Genomic DNA, 18,691 nt, shown 5'->3' with positions numbered 1-18,691 from the left:
GCTCAGCCAATACTTTCTAGACAGAATCAAGAAGCTTGACGGCCAATATAATAGTTTCATTACCGTTACCGAAGAACAAGCGCTTGCACAGGCGAAAGCAGCCGATGAGATTATCGCAAGCGGCAAGGCAACACCCTGGACAGGTATTCCCTTTGCACATAAGGACATCTTCTGCACCGAAGGCGTGTTAACTACCTGCGCCTCAAAAATGCTAGATAACTTTATTCCGCCTTATGACGCCACCATCGTCAGCAATTTTAAAAATGCGGGCGCAGTTTGTTTAGGTAAAACAAACATGGATGAATTCGCGATGGGCTCATCTAACGAGACAAGTTATTTTGGCAAAGTTATCAACCCTTGGAGCCAAGAAGAGCAACTTGTACCCGGTGGTTCATCTGGCGGTTCAGCAGCTGCCGTTGCCGCTCGACTTGTGCCAATAGCAACCGCAACCGATACCGGCGGCTCTATTCGCCAGCCTGCTTCTCTTTGCGGCTTAACCGGATTAAAACCAACCTACGGCCGTGTTTCACGCTACGGAATGATTGCCTTCGCATCAAGTCTTGACCAAGCTGGCCCGATGGCTCTCACTGCAGAAGATGCGGCAATGATGCTGAACGTGCTTGCAGGACATGACGCCAAGGACTCAACCAGCCTAGACCGCGAAGTACCAGACTACACAGCGAACTTGAATAACTCACTTGAAGGCCTCCGAATTGGTCTACCAAAAGAGTTTTTCAACGAGCACTTAAGCGCTGAATTGCAGGATGTATTGCAAACCGCTATTAAGGAGCTGGAAAAGCTGGGAGCGACGTTTAAAGAAGTGTCGCTACCACATTCTGACCTGTCAGTACCGGCCTACTACGTGATTGCGCCAGCAGAATGTTCTGCAAACTTGTCACGCTTTGACGGCGTTCGCTTTGGGCACCGTTGTGACGACCCGAAAGATCTGATGGACATGTATCAGCGCACCCGCTCTGAAGGCTTCGGCGATGAAGTTAAACGACGTATTCTAATAGGTGCTTACGCCCTATCCGCCGGCTACTACGATGCCTATTACAGAAAAGCACAGCAGGTTCGCCGTTTAATTAAGAATGACTTCGTCAGCGCCTTTGAAGAAGTTGATTTGATCTTAGGCCCAACCTCTCCGTCGGAAGCATTTGGCTTTAATTCCAAAGGTGATGACCCTGTAAAAATGTATCTTGAAGATATCTTTACTATTTCAACCAACCTCGCCGGGCTGCCTGGCATGTCACTTCCAGCAGGCTTATTAAATGGTCTGCCTATTGGCATGCAACTTATTGGTAACTACTTCGACGAACAACGTATGCTTAACGTCGCGCATCAGTTCCAACAAGTTACCGATTGGCACACCTTAGCACCACAGAACATTTAAGCCTGGAGAAACACTATGCAATGGGAAACAGTAATCGGGCTTGAAGTTCACGTCCAGCTCGCCACCAAAACGAAAATATTTTCCGGCTCTTCTACTGCCTATGGCGCAGAGCCAAACACTCAGGCAAACGAAGTTGACCTAGCCTTGCCTGGCACCTTGCCTGTACCAAATGAGCAAGCCTTTCGTTACGCCGTTATGTTCGGCTTGGCTATCGACGCAGAAATCGGTAAACGCTCGGTTTTCGAACGTAAAAACTATTTTTACCCAGACTTGCCCAAGGGTTACCAGACCACGCAGCTAGACCTGCCGATCGTTGGCCCTGGTGTTGTTGAAATTGAACTAGAGGACGGCAGCAAGAAGTCTGTTCGTATCCATCACGCTCACCTTGAAGAAGATGCCGGTAAATCGCTTCATGAAGATTACCATGGCATGTCAGGCATAGATCTGAACCGCGCGGGAACACCGCTTATTGAAATCGTGTCAGAGCCTGATATCAGCAATAGTGAAGAAGCAGTCGCCTTTGCCAAAAAACTACACTCAATTGTTACCTCTCTTGGCATCTGTGACGGTGAAATGTCACAAGGCTCAATGCGCTTTGACGTCAATATCTCGGTACGCCCCAAAGGTCAGGAAGAGCTTGGTACACGAACCGAAACCAAGAACCTTAACTCCTTCCGCTTCATGGAAAAGGCGATCGCCCTTGAGGTTGAGCGTCAGATAGATATTCTTGAAGATGGCGGCAGCATCACGCAAGAGACCCGCTTATACGATGGAGAGAAAGATATCTCCCGCTCCATGCGTAGCAAAGAAGAAGCAAACGATTACCGCTACTTCCCATGCCCTGACCTGCTTCCTGTCGAATTGTCTGACGAGTTTATTGATCAGATTAAAACTGAGATGCCAGAGCTTCCTGATGCACGAAAGGCAAGGTTCTGCGCCGAATACGGCTTATCAAGTTACGATGCAGGCTTGATCTCAGCACAGGCAGACCTTTCTCATTATTTCGAGACAGCCAGTAGCATTTCAGGTGACGCTAAGCTTTCTGCCAACTGGACAATGGGAGAGCTAAGCGCGCGACTCAACAGCGACAGCATCTCCTTAAAAGATTCTCCTATCAGTGCAGAGCAACTTGGGCAACTGGTGCTTAGAGTTAAAGACAACACTTTGTCGTCTTCAGGTGCAAAGAAAGTATTCAATACACTTTGGGAAAAATCTGGTGATGATGTTGACGCAATTATTGAATCACAAGGTCTAAAGCAGGTATCTGATACCGGTGCGCTAGAAGCATTGGTTGACGAAGTACTCGCTGGCATGGCTGATCAGATTGCACAGTATAAAGAGGCCGATGACAAAAAGCGTAAAAAGCTTATGGGCGGATTTATGGGGCCTTTAATGAAAGCCTCTAAAGGACAAGGAAACCCTAAACTGTTCAATCAGATTCTTGCCAAGAAACTTAATAGCTAGCTTTAATTTTTGACCTGAATAACAGTAGAAGTGAGAGTGCACCGCTCTCACTTTTTTATACTTTCGATACGAATCGCCAAGGTTAATTGTCAACAGTTTTTATTTTAAGACTGATACCGACTGATTAGTAATCAGGCTCATGAAACTTTCATAAAAATGCAGTATGATGCGCGAAATTTATGAAACCTTTCATTTTTATCGAAGAATAGGATATTCAATGACTATCAAAAATGCTTTCTACGCACAGTCAGGTGGCGTAACTGCCGTAATCAACGCTTCAGCTTGTGGCGTAATCGAAACAGCTCGCCAATTCCCAGACAAAATTGGTAAGGTTTACGCTGGACGTAACGGCATCATTGGAGCACTCCGTGAAGAGTTGATCGACACCAGTCTGGAAAGCATCGAAGATATCGCCGCACTAAAGCACACTCCAAGCGGTGCATTTGGTTCTTGCCGCTACAAACTGAAAAACCTTGATGAGAACAAGCGTGAATATGAACGTCTGATCGAAGTATTCAAAGCTCATGATATTGGGTACTTCTTCTATAATGGCGGCGGCGACTCTCAAGATACAGCTTATAAGGTTTCTCAACTAAGTGAAAAAATGGGTTACCCGATTACTTGTATCGGTGTGCCAAAAACCGTAGATAACGACCTTCCGTTCACTGATTGCTGCCCGGGCTTTGGTTCGGTTGCAAAATACGTCGCTATTTCTACTAAAGAAGCGGCAATGGACATCGCTTCTATGTGCGAGTCCTCAACTAAAGTATTTATTCTTGAGGTCATGGGCCGTCACGCAGGTTGGATCGCCGCAGCTGGTGGTTTGGCCGGCACCGAAGCGCACGAAGCACCACACGTTATTCTATTTCCAGAAATAGCCTTTGATAAACAGAAGTTTTTAGCACGTGTAGATGAAGCAGTAAAAAATTACGGTTACTGCGTTGTCGTGGCATCTGAAGGCGCTCAGTACGAAGATGGCCGCTTTGTAGCAGACGCAGGCGCAGTTGATGCGTTTGGTCATACCCAACTAGGTGGCGTCGCACCAACGCTTGCTAATATGGTTAAAGATGAATTTGGTTATAAATACCACTGGGCAGTTGCCGACTACCTTCAACGCGCAGCACGCCATATTTCCTCTTCAACGGATGTTGAGCAGGCCTATGCCATGGGCAAAGCAGCTGTTGATTTCGCTGTAAATGGTAAGAATGCAGTCATGCCAATTATCGTTCGCGAACAAGCCGCTCCATACAAGTGGTCTATCGGTGAAGCACCGCTTAGCCAGGTTGCTAACCAAGAAAAGAAAATGCCTATTCACTATATTTCAGATGATGGTTTCGGAATTACTGCTGAGTGTCGTGAATACCTAACTCCACTTGTTCAAGGCGAAGACTACCCGCCTTACGATGAGAACGGTATGCCGCGCTACGTTAAGCTTCAGAACAAGCTTATTGAAAAGAAGACAGGAAGTGAGTTCGAAGTTTAAAGCTTCGCAACACGCTTATCTAACTCAGAGACTCCGCCTACCCAAAGTTATGTAGGCGGCCCGTCTCGGGGCGCAGAACGGACATGCCGTTAGTTTCAGCCCTACGTATGCAGAGGGTTTCATCCTTCGCTAATGAATAGCCCCATAAAAACCTTGCCGCCAACAATCCTGGGCATCCAGGCCCATATGGATTAGCAAGCCTATCCCTATCCACCGAGTTGCTGGAAACAAAGCCATCAGAGCATAAACCGGAATCATAAATTCTTTATGTAGAGGGTGGAAACCAATACTGCATCGACCTGGGTCATAAATCGGTACCGCAAGTAAGTGATCAAGATCGACTAACATTGTCGCAACCAAAAGCAGATATATTTTTACCGTGAACTTAGAATCTCGTGTTTTGGCAAAGACTGCTGTTGCTACTAACAACGGTACGAGAAAGTGTAATGCGATATGAAGAATGATTTTCTCCCGATTATGTTTATACTGAACTTATCAAAAGCGCGGATGTTAAAGCATAGATATCGCTTTCGCGCTCCCAGCTAACTCCTGAAGGCTTTACCAATCAATGAACGAACAGTTTCCTGTATTAGAAGTTTCAAATCAAGAAAGCACAGCAATCGTTATTATCAATAGCGAACACTACGAAAACTGGGTAGCAAAGCAAGCCGAAAATATTAAGACCTGGTTGAACGCAAATAACTATGAGGGGAAAGGTGGAATCCTCATCCCGGATAGTGACGGCAGCGCACTGCAATGCATTTATGGAATGAGCCCTAAGAGTGACTACTTCATTGCTGGCGATCTAGCGCTACAAATTCCTGCGGCGCGCTACTCGCTGGATTGCAGTCAGTGCAGCGAGCTATTTGAAGACCAAACTGAGTTTGAAACTCAGTTCGCAATCACCTGGGCCCTCTCTTGTTACCGGTACACTGAATATAAAAAGAATGATAAGAGCCTGCCAACACTTTCTGTATCTTCAGAAGCAATACTCAACAAAGCACAGGCATTTTCTTCTTCAGTGTCATTAGTAAGAGATCTGATCAACACCCCAGCCAGTGACTTAATGCCTGAAGATATGGGTACCGTAGCTGAGCAGCTCGCAGAGCAATACGGTGCTAAGCTCGAACAGTTTGTTGGCGACCAACTACTTGAGCACAACTACCCTACCATTCATGCCGTTGGCAGAGCCAGTGTACATGAACCAAGGCTCATTGATCTTACTTGGGGTGACGAAGATGCCCCAAAAATAACACTGGTTGGCAAAGGAGTTTGCTTTGACAGCGGAGGCCTGGACCTCAAGCCCAGTAATGCTATGCGCCTTATGAAAAAAGACATGGGCGGCGCGGCGCACGTACTTGGGCTAGCAAAATTAATTATGGACCAAGCTCTTCCAATCAGATTACGTGTACTAATACCCGCAGTAGAGAATGCCGTATCTTCGAATGCTTTTCGTCCAGGTGATGTAATCACCACACGACAAGGAATTACTGTCGAAATTGACAACACTGACGCTGAAGGCCGCTTAGTCTTATGTGACGCATTGACCGAAGCAGATAGCGAAAACCCGGACATGATATTCGACTTTGCAACACTAACCGGCGCCTGCCGAGTTGCATTAGGAACAGAGTTACCCGGTTTTTTTTGCAATGACGAACAACTTGCATCTTCGTTGCAGGAGTGTGGAAAGAGCAGCCAAGACCTTGTGTGGCAACTCCCCCTACACAGCCCTTACCAGGACATGCTAAAAAGCGATATTGCTGACACCCTTAATAGCGCAGCCACGGGTTTTGGCGGCGCTATTACAGCAGCGCTTTACTTACAATTATTCGTGTCTGATGACACTCCATGGGTTCATTTTGATGTAATGGCCTGGAATAATCGAAAGCTTCCTGGGCGACCAACTGGCGGCGAAGCATTTGGTATTCGTGCAGTCTTCGACCTACTAGAGCAACGTTTCAACAAATAAAACAAATTAGCTATGTTACACATTCACCCTAACTATAAACTTATGAGAAGCCCAGTATGGCGAAGAAGCTAAAAAACGAAGCTCAACTCCTTAAAGAAGCAATTCGCATCGGCACCTTATATGCCGAAAAACGTGGCGTCGCAAAATTCGAAGCTGATGACTCTCAAGACGACAAAATCGAGTACATTTACCGCTTACTAGTACACGACAAGCAGCTTCAACCTCTTGCTAAGGATGATCTGACCTTGGTGAAAATGAAGCACAAAATTGTTATGTGGCTGTATAAGCAGTTACCCGAGGGACATCCGCTTAAATAATTTACTTTGAGCCATTGCTTTAGGCAATGGCTCAGACTATCTTATGCACTATTCACCTTCACGCCTGCCGTAGACAAACGTAAAAGCGAATCTACACTCAGCACGATGATCGTGTTGAACTCTTTTCAGTTGTAGATTCAACCATTAATTTCCAATGATTCAATCCAAGACACTGTAATGAGTTCGCCCAATAGCGTACACTTGTACTCAAACTTTAATTACTTGCACTGAGAGTCTAATGATTCGTTTTATTCGTTATTCCTTATTATCTATTCACTTTGTCATCAGTTGCGCTCTCGGCCTTCTTTACGGAATTATTCGCCCCTTTCACCCGACTAACAGCCGCTGGTGCGCACAGACATTTGCGTTTTTCGGCCTGCCTATTATTGGTATTAAGCCAAAATTGGTTAACGCCCATAATTATCCAAGCGATCGTCCTTTTATCGTGGTAGCCAATCACCAAAGCAACTGGGACTTATTTGTAACTGGATATTCCGTGCCGCCACGCACAGTCAGCTTGGGTAAAAAAAGCCTTAAATGGATTCCATTTTTTGGCCAGCTTTACTGGCTAGCTGGCAACGTGTTAGTTGACCGAGGTAACCCTAAAAAAGCGATGGAAGCAATGGAGATTACCAAAACAGCCCTCACTGAAAAGAAAACCAATATTTGGTTTTTTGCAGAAGGCACACGTAATCGTGGCAAGAACATGCTTCCATTTAAAAAAGGCGCATTTGTAACGGCCATCAACGCAGGCGTTCCTATTGTTCCCGTATGTACAAGCCCTTACTTAAAAGGTTTTAGTCTCAACAACCGCACGAATGGTCAGGCGATTATCGAAATACTTCCACCCATTGAAACAAAAGACCTTAGTAAAGACGACCTTGAAGAGCTAATGCTCAGTTGTCGGCTTGACATGATGGAAACTATCAGCCGCCTAGAGGATGAGTGCGGTAAATAGAGCGACACATCGCGACGCCCAAACTAGCCAGAACCTTTCGCTTCTGGCTAGCCGTCTCTATAAACCTTGCCTAGAATTCCCTTCCCCAAATTGATTTACGTCTAGAATCGTCTAATTAGCCCCCATACGCACATATTAAGCCTTAGAGACACTGGTCAAAACGAGATAAAGTTGTTTATCATCAACTATCCAAAAACAACAATGATTTGAAGCACTATGCTCAAGCCTCTACCCATAATCATGCCAGGCTTACGCTTTGTATTAGTAATCGCTTGCACGCTACTCGCTACCAATGCGCATAGTGAGCCACAACTGATTAAGCCCTATGATTTAAGCTCGTCATGGACTGGCTATCTGGCATTAAGCGTCTTCTGTCTCGCTTATGTTTTTGTCGTACTTGAAGAAAAAATACACCTGCGAAAGTCCAAACCAGTTCTTCTAGCCGCCTCTCTGATATGGATTATTATTGCTTTTGCGTACCACCGCTCTGGTGATAGCGAATTAATTGAGCCTGCAATCCGGCATAACTTCCTTGAATATAGTGAGCTATTTTTCTTCTTACTTGTCGCCATGACCTATATTAATGCCATGGTAGAGAGAGGGTTGTTTGATGATTTACGTTACTGGCTAATATCAAAAGGTTTTAGTTATCGCCAACTTTTCTGGTTCACAGGTTTCCTGGCGTTCGTAATTTCACCGATCGCAGACAATCTAACTACCGCACTTATACTTTGCGCCGTCGTTATCGCTGTCGCAAATGGTAAGTCTAACTTCGTCTCGGTCAGCTGCGTTAACATTGTTGTCGCAGCAAATGCCGGTGGCGCATTCAGCCCCTTCGGCGACATCACCACGCTAATGGTCTGGCAAAAAGGTATTATCGAATTCAGCGATTTTTTTGCACTCTTTCTCCCCTCCTTGGTCAACTTTTTAGTTCCCGCAAGCATCATGCACTTTGCAATCCATAAAGGCACACCCGATGACCCTGAAGGAAATGCTCGCCCGGTTAAGTTTGGTGGAGTTCCTATAGCTATTTTATTTATCCTAACTATTGCGACGGCTGTCACCTTTCATAGCGTCTTACACATCCCACCGGTATTTGGCATGCTCACAGGCCTTGCCTACCTTAAATTCTACGGTTACTTCCTCAACCAAAAGTCCAAATCCTGGAACCACGGCTCTGAGTACCCTCCCGGCGCGAACCAAGACCCTTATGACTTTGATGTATTCTCTAAAATCGCCCATGCTGAGTGGGACACGCTATTCTTTTTTTATGGCGTCATAATGGCTGTTGGAGGCCTGGGATTCCTTGGCTACCTTGGAATTAGCTCTGAGTATATCTACGGTGAATTTGGCGCAACAAACGCTAATATCATGGTGGGTGTCTTATCTGCTTTAATTGACAATATCCCGGTGATGTACGCCATTCTAACAATGAACCCTGACATGCCACACGTACAGTGGCTATTGGTCACACTGACCGCCGGTGTTGGCGGCAGCCTGTTATCAATCGGTTCGGCCGCAGGTGTCGCTCTAATGGGCCAGGCTCGGGGAAAGTATACCTTCTTCAGCCATTTAAGATGGACGCCAGTCATCGCGCTCGGCTACGCTGCCAGCATCTGGGTACACCTATTAATCAACAGCTAATGCTATAAGAATTTTTTATAGACTTGCTAATGCCACCACTCTACACCTATAAAACTCCCCCCTTCAATAAACTGACATACATCAAACTCCAGAGTACACCTGTAAGTTTATATTGACAAACAACACCCCCTTCTATAACGTCTATATCTAAGAGTACAACTGTTCTCCTAAATTACTACCACTCTCGAGGAAAATTATGGACACACTCAGCCAGAAACGACCATTCAATGATGTTGCGTCTTTAAAGCAACTGCCTCGGAAAGTAGCAGATCTTTTCAAGAGCACTGCTGGACTAAACAAACGAGCGAGCGAAGTTATTGATGAACGCTCCCCTACCATTAATGCACGCATTAGCCGGATAGTCAAAGAGACACACGATACCAAAAGTTATTACTTCAAAACTAAACAGTCTTTAAATCATCACAGCGCTGGCTCTCATATTAATATAAAGTTCGACAATAAAGGCGAAACCGTTGAAAGAACATACACCTTGTCTTCACAGCCAGAGCTAGGCTTTGATCATGCACAACAAAACGAGTACGCCATTACGGTTAAGTGCATAGAAAAAGGATTAGCTTCAAACTGGCTATTCTCACAGCTTAAAGTTGGAGACGAAATCAATGTCAGTAAGGCGCAGGGACAATTTGTATTACCCTACCACCCTCCAGGAAAGATTCTTTTTCTCTCTGCAGGAAGCGGCATAACTCCCGTCATGTCAATGCTTCGCTACCTGTCAAAAACAGGTAACCGCAGTGATATTGTGTTTATAAATTACGCTAAGTCAGCCAAAGATCTTATTTTTAAAAAAGAGATTGAAGAGTTAACAAGCAGTCGCTCAAATATTAATAGTCAGTTTGTGCTAGAAACTGGCTCACGCGGAAAGAAAAGCGGCCTAATAAATAGTTCACAACTTCAATCACTCGTTCCTGACTTATCAAGTCGCGACATCTACATGTGTGGCCCCCAAGGTTTTATGAAGGCATCTATGGAAATATTTGAGCAGCTAAGCATAGCCCCTTCAAAAATCCATCTAGAGAACTTCACTTCAGACCTGGCTGATGCCAGTACATTAGGCTACTCGAGCGAGCTTCAATTCGACTCCTTAGATGCATCAGTCGTATCAAGCCCAGCAAGAACAATATTGCAGGAAGCTGAAGCGGCCGGTTTGAAGCCTAAATCAGCATGCCGCACCGGAATCTGCCGAACCTGCCGCTGCAAGAAAGTTTCAGGCACTACCGTCAATCTAGCAACCGGGGAAGAGTCGACAAAAGATAATGACTACATCCTTCCCTGCATATCCGTTGCGAAAACAGCAACTCACATCGAGTTATAGGACAGTTTTATGAGCAATCAAAGCAAGGTTCAAGAAAGTACAAAAAAAACACTGGTCGATATTAAAACAGCGTTTAAAAGTAGCGATAAGCCAGATTTAAGCCCTCAGCAAATCAATGACTTCCAAAAAGAACTGGACGAGTTACGCTACTCTATCGAGTCAAAGCTAGGAAAAGAAGATATCGACTATTTTCAACAAATTGTCGACATACAGCGTTATTTGGAAATATCAGGTCGCCTATTGATTCATTTTAGTATCGAACCGGTTAGCTGGGCCCTGGGTGTCGCCAGCTTGAGCGCAGCACATATTCTCGAAAATATGGAGATAGGCCACAACGTTATTCACGGTCAATATGATTTCATGGGCGATGAAACGTATAACTCTGACTATGAGTGGACGATGACTGGCACCGCTAAAAACTGGAAACGAGCACATAACCATCACCACCACGCATATACCAACGTAATAGGTAAAGATACCGATTACGGCTTTGGTCTATACCGTTTTTCTGAAGATATTGAATGGAAACCGATTCACTTGCTACAGGTTCCATTCAATGTCGCCAATGCATTGGCATTTGAGTTTTCGGTAAGCCTGTATGATCTTCAGCTTACTCAGTACTTGCTACCAAAATGGTTACGTCAGGCAGAACACGATGACCTACTGCCTCTTCCGGAAGTATTTCAGGAACTTAAAGAATTTGTCGCCAAAGCAAGCAAGAAAGGCCTCAAGGAGTATGTCTTCTACCCCGCACTTGCCGGGCCACTAGCACCAAAGGTTCTTGCCGGAAATGTAAGCGCCCAAGTAATTAGAAACGTGTGGGCTTTTGCTGTTATTTACTGCGGTCATCTACCTGATGGCAATTTCACCTTCACTGAAAAGGAAATGGAGGCAGAGACAAAGGGACAGTGGTATCTACGCCAAATTCTTGGTTCCAGCAATTTTGAAGGGGGCCTTTTAACTCACATTATGAGTGGGCATTTGAGTCACCAGATAGAGCACCATCTCTACCCAGACCTGCCAGCGTGGCGTTATCGAGAGCTTGGCCCAAAAGTCCAGAATATCTGCGAGCGCTATGGCGTTCCTTATGCTAAAGGGAAAATGGTGCCAATGTTAGGTACCGTTGCCAGGCGCTTGGTAGAACACTCTCTTCCCGAAAAGGTAAGCGAAAAAATTACTGAAAAAGTACCTGGTTTGGCCTCTATTAAAAACAAGTTTGCTAGTTTGTTAAACACTGCCAAACCAGGAACTGCCGAGATACAGGTTATTTCACCTAAAACAAAGTCATCCAAGAGTAAGCTGAGCGCTGCGTAAGATCTGTTTAATTTTTCTATAAAGTTCTGTAAAGTGCCCGGCGAAACAGCTATATAAATGACCGGGCATTTAACTATGGGATACTCAGCAACTCGCCTTGATCGCCTAGTAAGCAAAAAACTTTCGATTAGCAAAAGAGAAGTTCAAACTCTCATTGCGCAAAGAAGAGTCCTAGTTAATGATGTTCCTGCTTCATTCGCCAGTTTACCGATTAAACAATTCACTCGCGTCACGGTTGATAAAACAGATATACAGAATAATCATGCACTTTACCTAATGCTCAATAAGCCTAAGGGCGTTGTATGCGCAACCAAGGATAAGCAACACAAAACTGTGATTGACTTACTTCCTTACGATTTTAAGGATCAATTGCATATAGCCGGTCGTCTTGATTTAAACTCTACCGGCCTTGTATTGCTTACAAATGACGGAGAATGGTCAAGACAACTAAGCGATGCTAATTGCGGAGTACTTAAAAGATATCGTGTTCGACTGGCCAAGCCTATAAGCCATGAATATATAAAAGCCTTTGCTGAAGGCATGCACTTCGCTTACGAAAACATTCATACTCGCCCTGTCGAACTTAAGATTCTTTCTGAGTTTGAAGCAGAACTAAGCCTACAAGAAGGCCGGTACCATCAAATAAAACGTATGTTTGGACGCTTTCGAAACCAGGTCCTAGCGCTTCATCGTTATGCAATTGGTGATTATCAACTACCTCCATCCATCCTTCCTGGCCAATCGAAACAAATCTTATCGATTATGCCTTTCGATCATGCTAACTAAGTGCTACCCGCTGCAACCATTTTACTTATCGTGGTACACTTGCCTCGATTTTACTAGGTGAAGCAAATTTAGCTGCTGCCACACTATACAAATCGACGTTCCAATCGGGCGGCTTTAATAATTTTACGAGTGAAAGGGTCACACTTGATAATCTTTAGGTATTTAGCGCGACAAGTATTCGTCTCAATGCTGTCAGTAACATTTATTCTGCTGTTGGTATTTATGAGTGGCCGCTTTATACGCTACCTGGATAAAGTTGCATCAGGACGGCTTTCAGCTGATGTTTTGTTTCCCGTTATGGCCTATCGCCTACCGGAGTTTCTACAAGTCATTTTACCTCTAGGGTTCTATATTGGTATTTTGCTCGCTTATGGGCGCATGTACCTTGAAAGCGAAATGACCGTTTTGCACTCCTGCGGCATGAGCCGAAACCGTCTACTGAAAATGTCTCTTAGCCTCTCTGTACTTATCGCAATTTTCGTCGGTACAACCAGCCTATACGCAACACCATGGGGTTTTCAGAAAGCAAAAGACTTGTTAACCGAGAGCGCAAATCTATCAGAGTTTGAATTATTATTTGCAGGACGCTTTCAAGAGCAGCGTTCCCAAGGAAGAGTCACCTATGTAGAGTCTATTAGCGACGATAAAAAAACGCTATTTGGTGTATATATTGCGGAAACCGAGAGGCAGTCACAAACTTACGCTGAATATGGCGTAATGAATACCAATGAAACAACAGGTGAAAAGTTTCTACTACTCCACAATGGCACGCGCTATCTTGGTAGCCCTGGAGAGAATGCATTTAAAGTCATGCAGTTTGATATGCTGGGTGTAAGAATTGATGACCAAACAGTGAAAGAAGCGAAATCTTATAAGATAGCTGCTCGGCCGACCAGTCAGTTGTTGAGCGCCCAAGACAACGCTTCAGCGGCCGAACTTCAGTGGCGGCTTTCACTCCCCTTCCTAGCACCTATCGTTTGCTTGCTAGCGGTTGCCTTCAGCAAGGTTAACCCCAGACAGGGTCGCTTTGTCCACCTATTCCCAGCAATGCTAATCTATGTAGCCTATCTCGGGTTATTGATGACAGCGCGCAGTAAAGTTGAAAAAGGCGATCTACCACCGGCTATCGGAATGTGGGCTGTTCATGCTTTATTCTTCGTTATTTCACTCTTAATGCTGTATCGGGAAAACATAGTTAACCTGCTCAAATCAAAACGATCTTCTGTACCTGAATAAGCCAAGATACCTAAACGATCGTACATCTCTAACATTGCGAACATAACTAAGCATTCGACATTTACATTCTCGCGTTTAGCATTACACTTAATTGATCAGTTCAGAAAAATTTCTGAACTAATTCATTGCCAGTTGCCAACAGATCTCAGGAGTACAGCGTGCTTTTACGTACCAGTGTCATAATTCTAGCCTTTTTCATTGCAGCCTGTTCGGGGCCTACTCGAAAGCCACAAGAACAAGCCATTTTCCAGACCCTGGTTGAAGATGTCACCTTTAGAAAGCTTGCTGATCACTGCACAAACCTAAGTAAGCGCTCAGAACAGCAAGTTTGGCGTGCTAAAAAGGAGTGGTGGGAAAGAAACGGCGTTGTCGTTGAAGCCGCTGATTACGGTTTTTCTTACAACCTAATCAAACTAACCGGCGACCGTCAGGAAACCGGAGCTAGATACGCAATGGGTCTAAATTTCGACATTGTTCAAGCCGCAGAAAAGCAAGCTAAACAAGTAATCGAAAATGGTCTAGAAGAAAGTGGCTGCATTGAGTTAATGACCTCCTATCGAGATGGTGAACGTGACCTTAGCGAGAACAATGAGCGCTACGGATTGCTCCTCAAATTAATGCAAGACAAAAAGACACGCGGTCAGGACTTAGAGCTGGAACAGGCAAAAATCGTCAATAAGACCGGTGTCTCCTTCTCTAGAAGTAGCATGAATGCACGCAGGCTGGCGCATCGTACCATCTGCCCTGGAGCTGAAATTACGACACTCAAATCGAACTGGCCCTTAGAAATATTCGAAGCCGTTTGCGCTGATGACTCTTACGTATTGATTGAGTGTAAGTGGGGTAACTGCACATCAAGGTAAAACTAAGTCTTTACGGTACTGCAATCTACCCTGCAGTACCCTTTTCCTAACGCCCCCTGACATTGGTTAGCGCTTTTTTCGATAAATAAGGCACACCCATAGCCATACGCCCGCTGTATAAATTTGACTCGCCAAAGAGCTTGCTTTTATCGTTACTATTCAGGGAAATCTAATAGTACGTTCTGCCTGACGCTTAATATTGACCGCAACGAGTTTTTGATATGATAGTCACTATGACTATCTAAAAATCAATAATGGAATATCTAAACATTTTTAGAAAACAAAGCTGTCGACATTTTCGTGACATTTATACCACCTTAAAAGTTAGTACAGGTTTTGTACACAAGCTCAATATGAACACTCATATAGAAATAACACTAAACAGCTTAGTAAGACGCACAAAACATACGGATCAATTAAAAGCTCTATTGAAAAAGAATGGAGGAAAACTCACTAGAAAAGGTCGATCACGTAATTGGAAGCTAGAGCTGTCTTATCAAGATAAGAAAACGGTTGTCAACGAACTATACAACTCAGATGAGCCAAGCTGGCTATGGATTGCCAAGTTGCTCGCGCAACAAGAAAAGACGCACTCACATGAACAGTTAGTCACCATTGCGCGCCAAGCACCGGCGATTACAGTTAATCAGCTCGTTGCTGAAACTAATTGCAGTCTTGCAGAAGCGCGTAAAGCGCTTGACGAACTTGAATGGCTTTAAGCCGATAAGCTATTTGGCCAATATTTAAGATCAAATCTCAGCTAGATCGCCCTTCTCTTCTAACCAGGCTTTACGATCTGCGGCACGTTTTTTACCCAATAACATATCCATGTTCTCGTTGGTGAGGTCATGATCATCAATGGTAAGTTGCACTAGGCGGCGAGTGTCACGGGCCATTGTTGTTTCACGCAGCTGAAGCGGGTTCATTTCACCTAGCCCTTTGAAGCGCTGGACGTTTATTTTTCCCCTTTTCTTTTCCGCTTCGATACGGTCAAGAATACCCTTTCGTTCAGCTTCGTCTAACGCGTAATAAACCTCTTTACCGATATCAATTCGATATAATGGTGGCATCGCAACGAACACGTGACCACGTTCGACCAAAGTTCTAAAGTGTTTAACAAACAAAGCGCAAAGTAAGGTTGCGATATGAAGACCATCTGAATCAGCATCTGCCAAGATACAAACTTTACCGTAACGTAGGCCTTCTAAGTCCTCTGAATTTGGATCGACCCCCAAGGCTACTGCGATATCATGCACTTCTTGTGAGGCTAAAATCTGACCAGAGTCTACTTCCCATGTGTTTAGGATCTTACCTCTGAGCGGCATAATCGCTTGATATTCACGGTCACGCGCCTGTTTGGCTGAGCCACCAGCCGAGTCACCCTCTACTAGAAACAACTCGGAGTTCATAGTCTCTACACCAGAGCAATCAGCAAGCTTACCAGGCAATGCCGGGCCGGAGGTCACTTTCTTACGAACAACTTTCTTCGCTGCTTTTAGGCGCTTCTGAGCATTACTGATACACAGCTCTGCTAACTTTTCAGCATCATCAGTATGCTGATTAAGCCACAAACTGAAGGAGTCTTTGACGACACCGGAAATAAAGGCGGCAGCTTCACGCGAAGATAGGCGCTCTTTAGTCTGTCCGGAAAATTGAGGGTCTTGAAGCTTGGCTGATAGAACAAAACAGCTCTTGTCCCATATATCTTCAGAGCTCAGTTTGATACCACGCGGAAGGAGGTTTCTGAACTCACAAAACTCTCTCATCGCTTCCAAGCAGCCGGTACGAAAGCCGTTAACATGCGTTCCACCTTGAGCAGTAGGTATCAAGTTAACGTAGCTCTCCTGAGTTATCTCACCACCTTCAACTAACCATTGTATGGCCCAGTCTACAGCTTCGGTATTACCGGCCATTGATCCACTAAAAGGGGCTGAGGGGCAAGTTTCTAGACCGTTAGTTGCCGACAATAGGTAGTCTTTTAAGCCATCCTGGAAGTGCCATTCGTCTTTTTCATCGGTCTGTTTATTAGTAAAAGTAACTGCCAGACCAGGACACAATACGGCCTTGGCACGAAGAATGTGGCGTAAACGACTAACTGAGAACTTCACCGTATCAAAGTATTGTGCATCAGGCCAAAAGCGTAACTCCGTTCCCGTATTACGCTTACCCACCGAATCAATCACATGTAAGTCTTCAGTTTTAAAACCGTCAGCAAAGGCTATCTTATGTAGCTTTCCATCGCGCTTGATCAAAATTTCAAGCTTGGTAGTCAAAGCGTTTACAACCGATACACCAACGCCGTGTAGACCGCCCGAGAAGTTGTAGTTTTCATTGGAGAACTTACCGCCAGCATGTAGCTTACTTAAGATTAGTTCTACCCCTGGTACACCTTCTTCAGAGTGAATATCTACGGGCATCCCGCGCCCGTTATCGGCAACTGACAAAGAACCATCTTCATACAATACAACATCAATTTTACTGGCGTGACCCGCAAGCGCTTCATCGACACTGTTATCGATTACTTCCTGAGCAAGGTGATTGGGCCGAGTGGTTTCAGTATACATCCCCGGTCTTTTCTTAACCGGGTCCAAACCACTTAGTACTTCGATTGAGTCGGCGTTATATTGCTTCGGAGATGAGTTATTGTCTGCCATATACTTCTTATGCTGCTATTAATGAGGAGGGATTTTATTTAGTGAAGCTTAACCGAGAATAGAGAGGCTGCCAATACCTAGTCTTCACTTAAGTCTAAGGGGTAGTGACTCGCACCAATCTCAAGCACATCGAGAGCCTCGATATTTGATTCAAAGAACTGAACACTAAAGTCAATGCCACTGATCACTTCCCGATTTGCGTTTAAGGTCTCGAACGAGTAGTAATTCGGATAGATTCCTTTTGCTTCTCCATCGTCAAATGAGCGCTCATCGCCATCATTATTGGTACTTGCTCTAACAAAATACTCGCCGACCGGGATATTCTCAAAGCGATAGCTGTATACACCGTCAGACAAAGATCCTGCCACGGTAGATGTAGCAAAAATAGGTTCTTCTGGCAAAGCGTTCAAAACCTCATCTAAGGCAATAAGCGATATATAAAGATTACCGACCGATTCGTTACCAGAAATAGTATTCGATGCGATTACATCAAGCGATGCAGTTTGCACCGCACCATCATTTATTTGATATTCTATGATCAAACTACCTTTCTTAAAGGTGTTTACTGGAATCGCTGCACTATTAATTTCTACCGTATAGATCCCTAAACCATTGGAATCTGTATCATCCTGACGAACATCTAACCAACTGGCGTCAGCTTCACTTGGTGTAATACCGGAGACAATAACGCTACCATTGCCTGGGTTAGACAAATATAGCTTTGCATTGACAGCATCATTAAAGAAAGAGAACGATTGCGGAAAGTAATACAAGGAGTCAGGTATATCGTTGCTTCCAGATGCCCATGCAACGGCTTTATGCGCATTAATTAGGCCATTGCCGAAACTGGATGAACCACCAATCAAGTCAGTGATGAGGCCGTTCTCTAATGCGTAGCTAAAACTTGAAGCATTGAGATCAGGATCTACCGACTTCATTAGCGCAGCCACACCTGAAACATGGGGGGCGGCCATTGAGGTTCCTAGGTACTCACTATATCCCGCCCCAGAGACAGTACTGATAATACCTTGCTGACCTTCAATCGTAGATTGCTCGTTGGAAGAGCCGCCGGGCGCTGCCACATCAATGTATGTTCCGTAGTTAGAAAAACCGGATAAGGCTAACTCTGACGTCACCGAACTCACTGCCGTCACACCGTCAAATGCAGCCGGATAAAACTTTTCGCTACTCGACTCATTCCCCGCTGCAGCAATTACGATAATGCCTTTAGCAATAACTGCATCGATTGCGGTCTTCAAGGTATCAGAGAAGCCTTC

General features: G+C 44.8%; 16 protein-coding genes. 13 read left to right on the top strand and 3 right to left on the bottom strand.

Features of this window, described 5'->3' with window-relative positions:
• The 3 genes from gatA to A3763_RS19105 form a co-directional block, all read left to right on the top strand.
• The coding region (gene gatA, locus A3763_RS19115) for an Asp-tRNA(Asn)/Glu-tRNA(Gln) amidotransferase subunit GatA (protein ID WP_068760350.1) at positions 1-1,393 on the top strand (1,393 nt) is incomplete at its 5' end.
• A gap of 15 nt (positions 1,394-1,408) precedes the next feature.
• Complete coding sequence (gene gatB, locus A3763_RS19110; protein WP_068554455.1) at positions 1,409-2,857, top strand: Asp-tRNA(Asn)/Glu-tRNA(Gln) amidotransferase subunit GatB; 1,449 nt, start codon at positions 1,409-1,411, stop codon at positions 2,855-2,857.
• 217 nt (positions 2,858-3,074) lie between these two features.
• The gene (locus A3763_RS19105; RefSeq protein WP_068510974.1) at positions 3,075-4,340 is read left to right on the top strand and encodes a 6-phosphofructokinase; all 1,266 of its coding nucleotides are present in this window, start codon (positions 3,075-3,077) and stop codon (positions 4,338-4,340) included.
• A 129-nt stretch (positions 4,341-4,469) separates the two neighbouring features.
• Here A3763_RS19105 and A3763_RS19100 read toward each other — a convergent pair whose 3' ends face one another.
• Complete coding sequence (locus tag A3763_RS19100) at positions 4,470-4,802, bottom strand: DUF6122 family protein (RefSeq protein ID WP_068510975.1); 333 nt, start codon at positions 4,800-4,802, stop codon at positions 4,470-4,472.
• A 106-nt stretch (positions 4,803-4,908) separates the two neighbouring features.
• On the opposite strand from A3763_RS19100, the gene A3763_RS19095 reads away from it, so the two are divergent.
• The 10 genes from A3763_RS19095 (at position 4,909) to A3763_RS19050 (ending at position 15,479) form a co-directional block, all read left to right on the top strand.
• Positions 4,909-6,309 carry a M17 family metallopeptidase gene (locus A3763_RS19095; protein WP_068510979.1) on the top strand — a complete coding sequence of 467 codons (1,401 nt, stop codon included), beginning with the start codon at positions 4,909-4,911 and terminating at the stop codon, positions 6,307-6,309.
• A gap of 56 nt (positions 6,310-6,365) precedes the next feature.
• The gene (locus A3763_RS19090) at positions 6,366-6,626 is read left to right on the top strand and encodes a DUF5062 family protein (protein ID WP_068510982.1); all 261 of its coding nucleotides are present in this window, start codon (positions 6,366-6,368) and stop codon (positions 6,624-6,626) included.
• A 238-nt stretch (positions 6,627-6,864) separates the two neighbouring features.
• The gene (locus A3763_RS19085; protein WP_068510984.1) at positions 6,865-7,584 is read left to right on the top strand and encodes a 1-acyl-sn-glycerol-3-phosphate acyltransferase; all 720 of its coding nucleotides are present in this window, start codon (positions 6,865-6,867) and stop codon (positions 7,582-7,584) included.
• A gap of 216 nt (positions 7,585-7,800) precedes the next feature.
• Positions 7,801-9,228, top strand: coding sequence for a sodium:proton antiporter NhaD (gene nhaD, locus A3763_RS19080; RefSeq protein WP_231872250.1), 1,428 nt, complete (start codon positions 7,801-7,803; stop codon positions 9,226-9,228).
• A gap of 196 nt (positions 9,229-9,424) precedes the next feature.
• Positions 9,425-10,561, top strand: a complete 1,137-nt coding sequence (locus A3763_RS19075) for a flavin reductase family protein (RefSeq protein WP_068516105.1) — start codon at positions 9,425-9,427, stop codon at positions 10,559-10,561.
• 9 nt (positions 10,562-10,570) lie between these two features.
• Positions 10,571-11,875 carry an acyl-CoA desaturase gene (locus A3763_RS19070; RefSeq protein WP_068516104.1) on the top strand — a complete coding sequence of 435 codons (1,305 nt, stop codon included), beginning with the start codon at positions 10,571-10,573 and terminating at the stop codon, positions 11,873-11,875.
• 75 nt (positions 11,876-11,950) lie between these two features.
• The gene (locus tag A3763_RS19065; RefSeq protein WP_068516111.1) at positions 11,951-12,661 is read left to right on the top strand and encodes a pseudouridine synthase; all 711 of its coding nucleotides are present in this window, start codon (positions 11,951-11,953) and stop codon (positions 12,659-12,661) included.
• A 129-nt stretch (positions 12,662-12,790) separates the two neighbouring features.
• The gene (lptF, locus tag A3763_RS19060; protein ID WP_255374947.1) at positions 12,791-13,897 is read left to right on the top strand and encodes an LPS export ABC transporter permease LptF; all 1,107 of its coding nucleotides are present in this window, start codon (positions 12,791-12,793) and stop codon (positions 13,895-13,897) included.
• A 158-nt stretch (positions 13,898-14,055) separates the two neighbouring features.
• Entirely contained in the window at positions 14,056-14,760 is a 705-nt protein-coding gene (locus A3763_RS19055) for a hypothetical protein (RefSeq protein WP_068516096.1), read from the top strand.
• Between the two features lie 254 nt (positions 14,761-15,014).
• Positions 15,015-15,479, top strand: coding sequence for a ribosome recycling factor family protein (locus tag A3763_RS19050; protein WP_082885880.1), 465 nt, complete (start codon positions 15,015-15,017; stop codon positions 15,477-15,479).
• 30 nt (positions 15,480-15,509) lie between these two features.
• Here A3763_RS19050 and parE read toward each other — a convergent pair whose 3' ends face one another.
• Both parE and A3763_RS19040 read right to left on the bottom strand, forming a co-directional pair.
• Positions 15,510-17,414, bottom strand: coding sequence for a DNA topoisomerase IV subunit B (gene parE / locus A3763_RS19045; protein ID WP_068554448.1), 1,905 nt, complete (start codon positions 17,412-17,414; stop codon positions 15,510-15,512).
• 77 nt (positions 17,415-17,491) lie between these two features.
• The coding region (locus tag A3763_RS19040; protein ID WP_156495183.1) for a S8 family serine peptidase at positions 17,492-18,691 on the bottom strand (1,200 nt) is incomplete at its 5' end.

It is taken from the genome of Oleiphilus sp. HI0128 (genome assembly GCF_001635365.1).
Note: the sequence above shows the minus strand (reverse complement) of the source record. Positions and strands in the feature narration are given on the sequence as shown.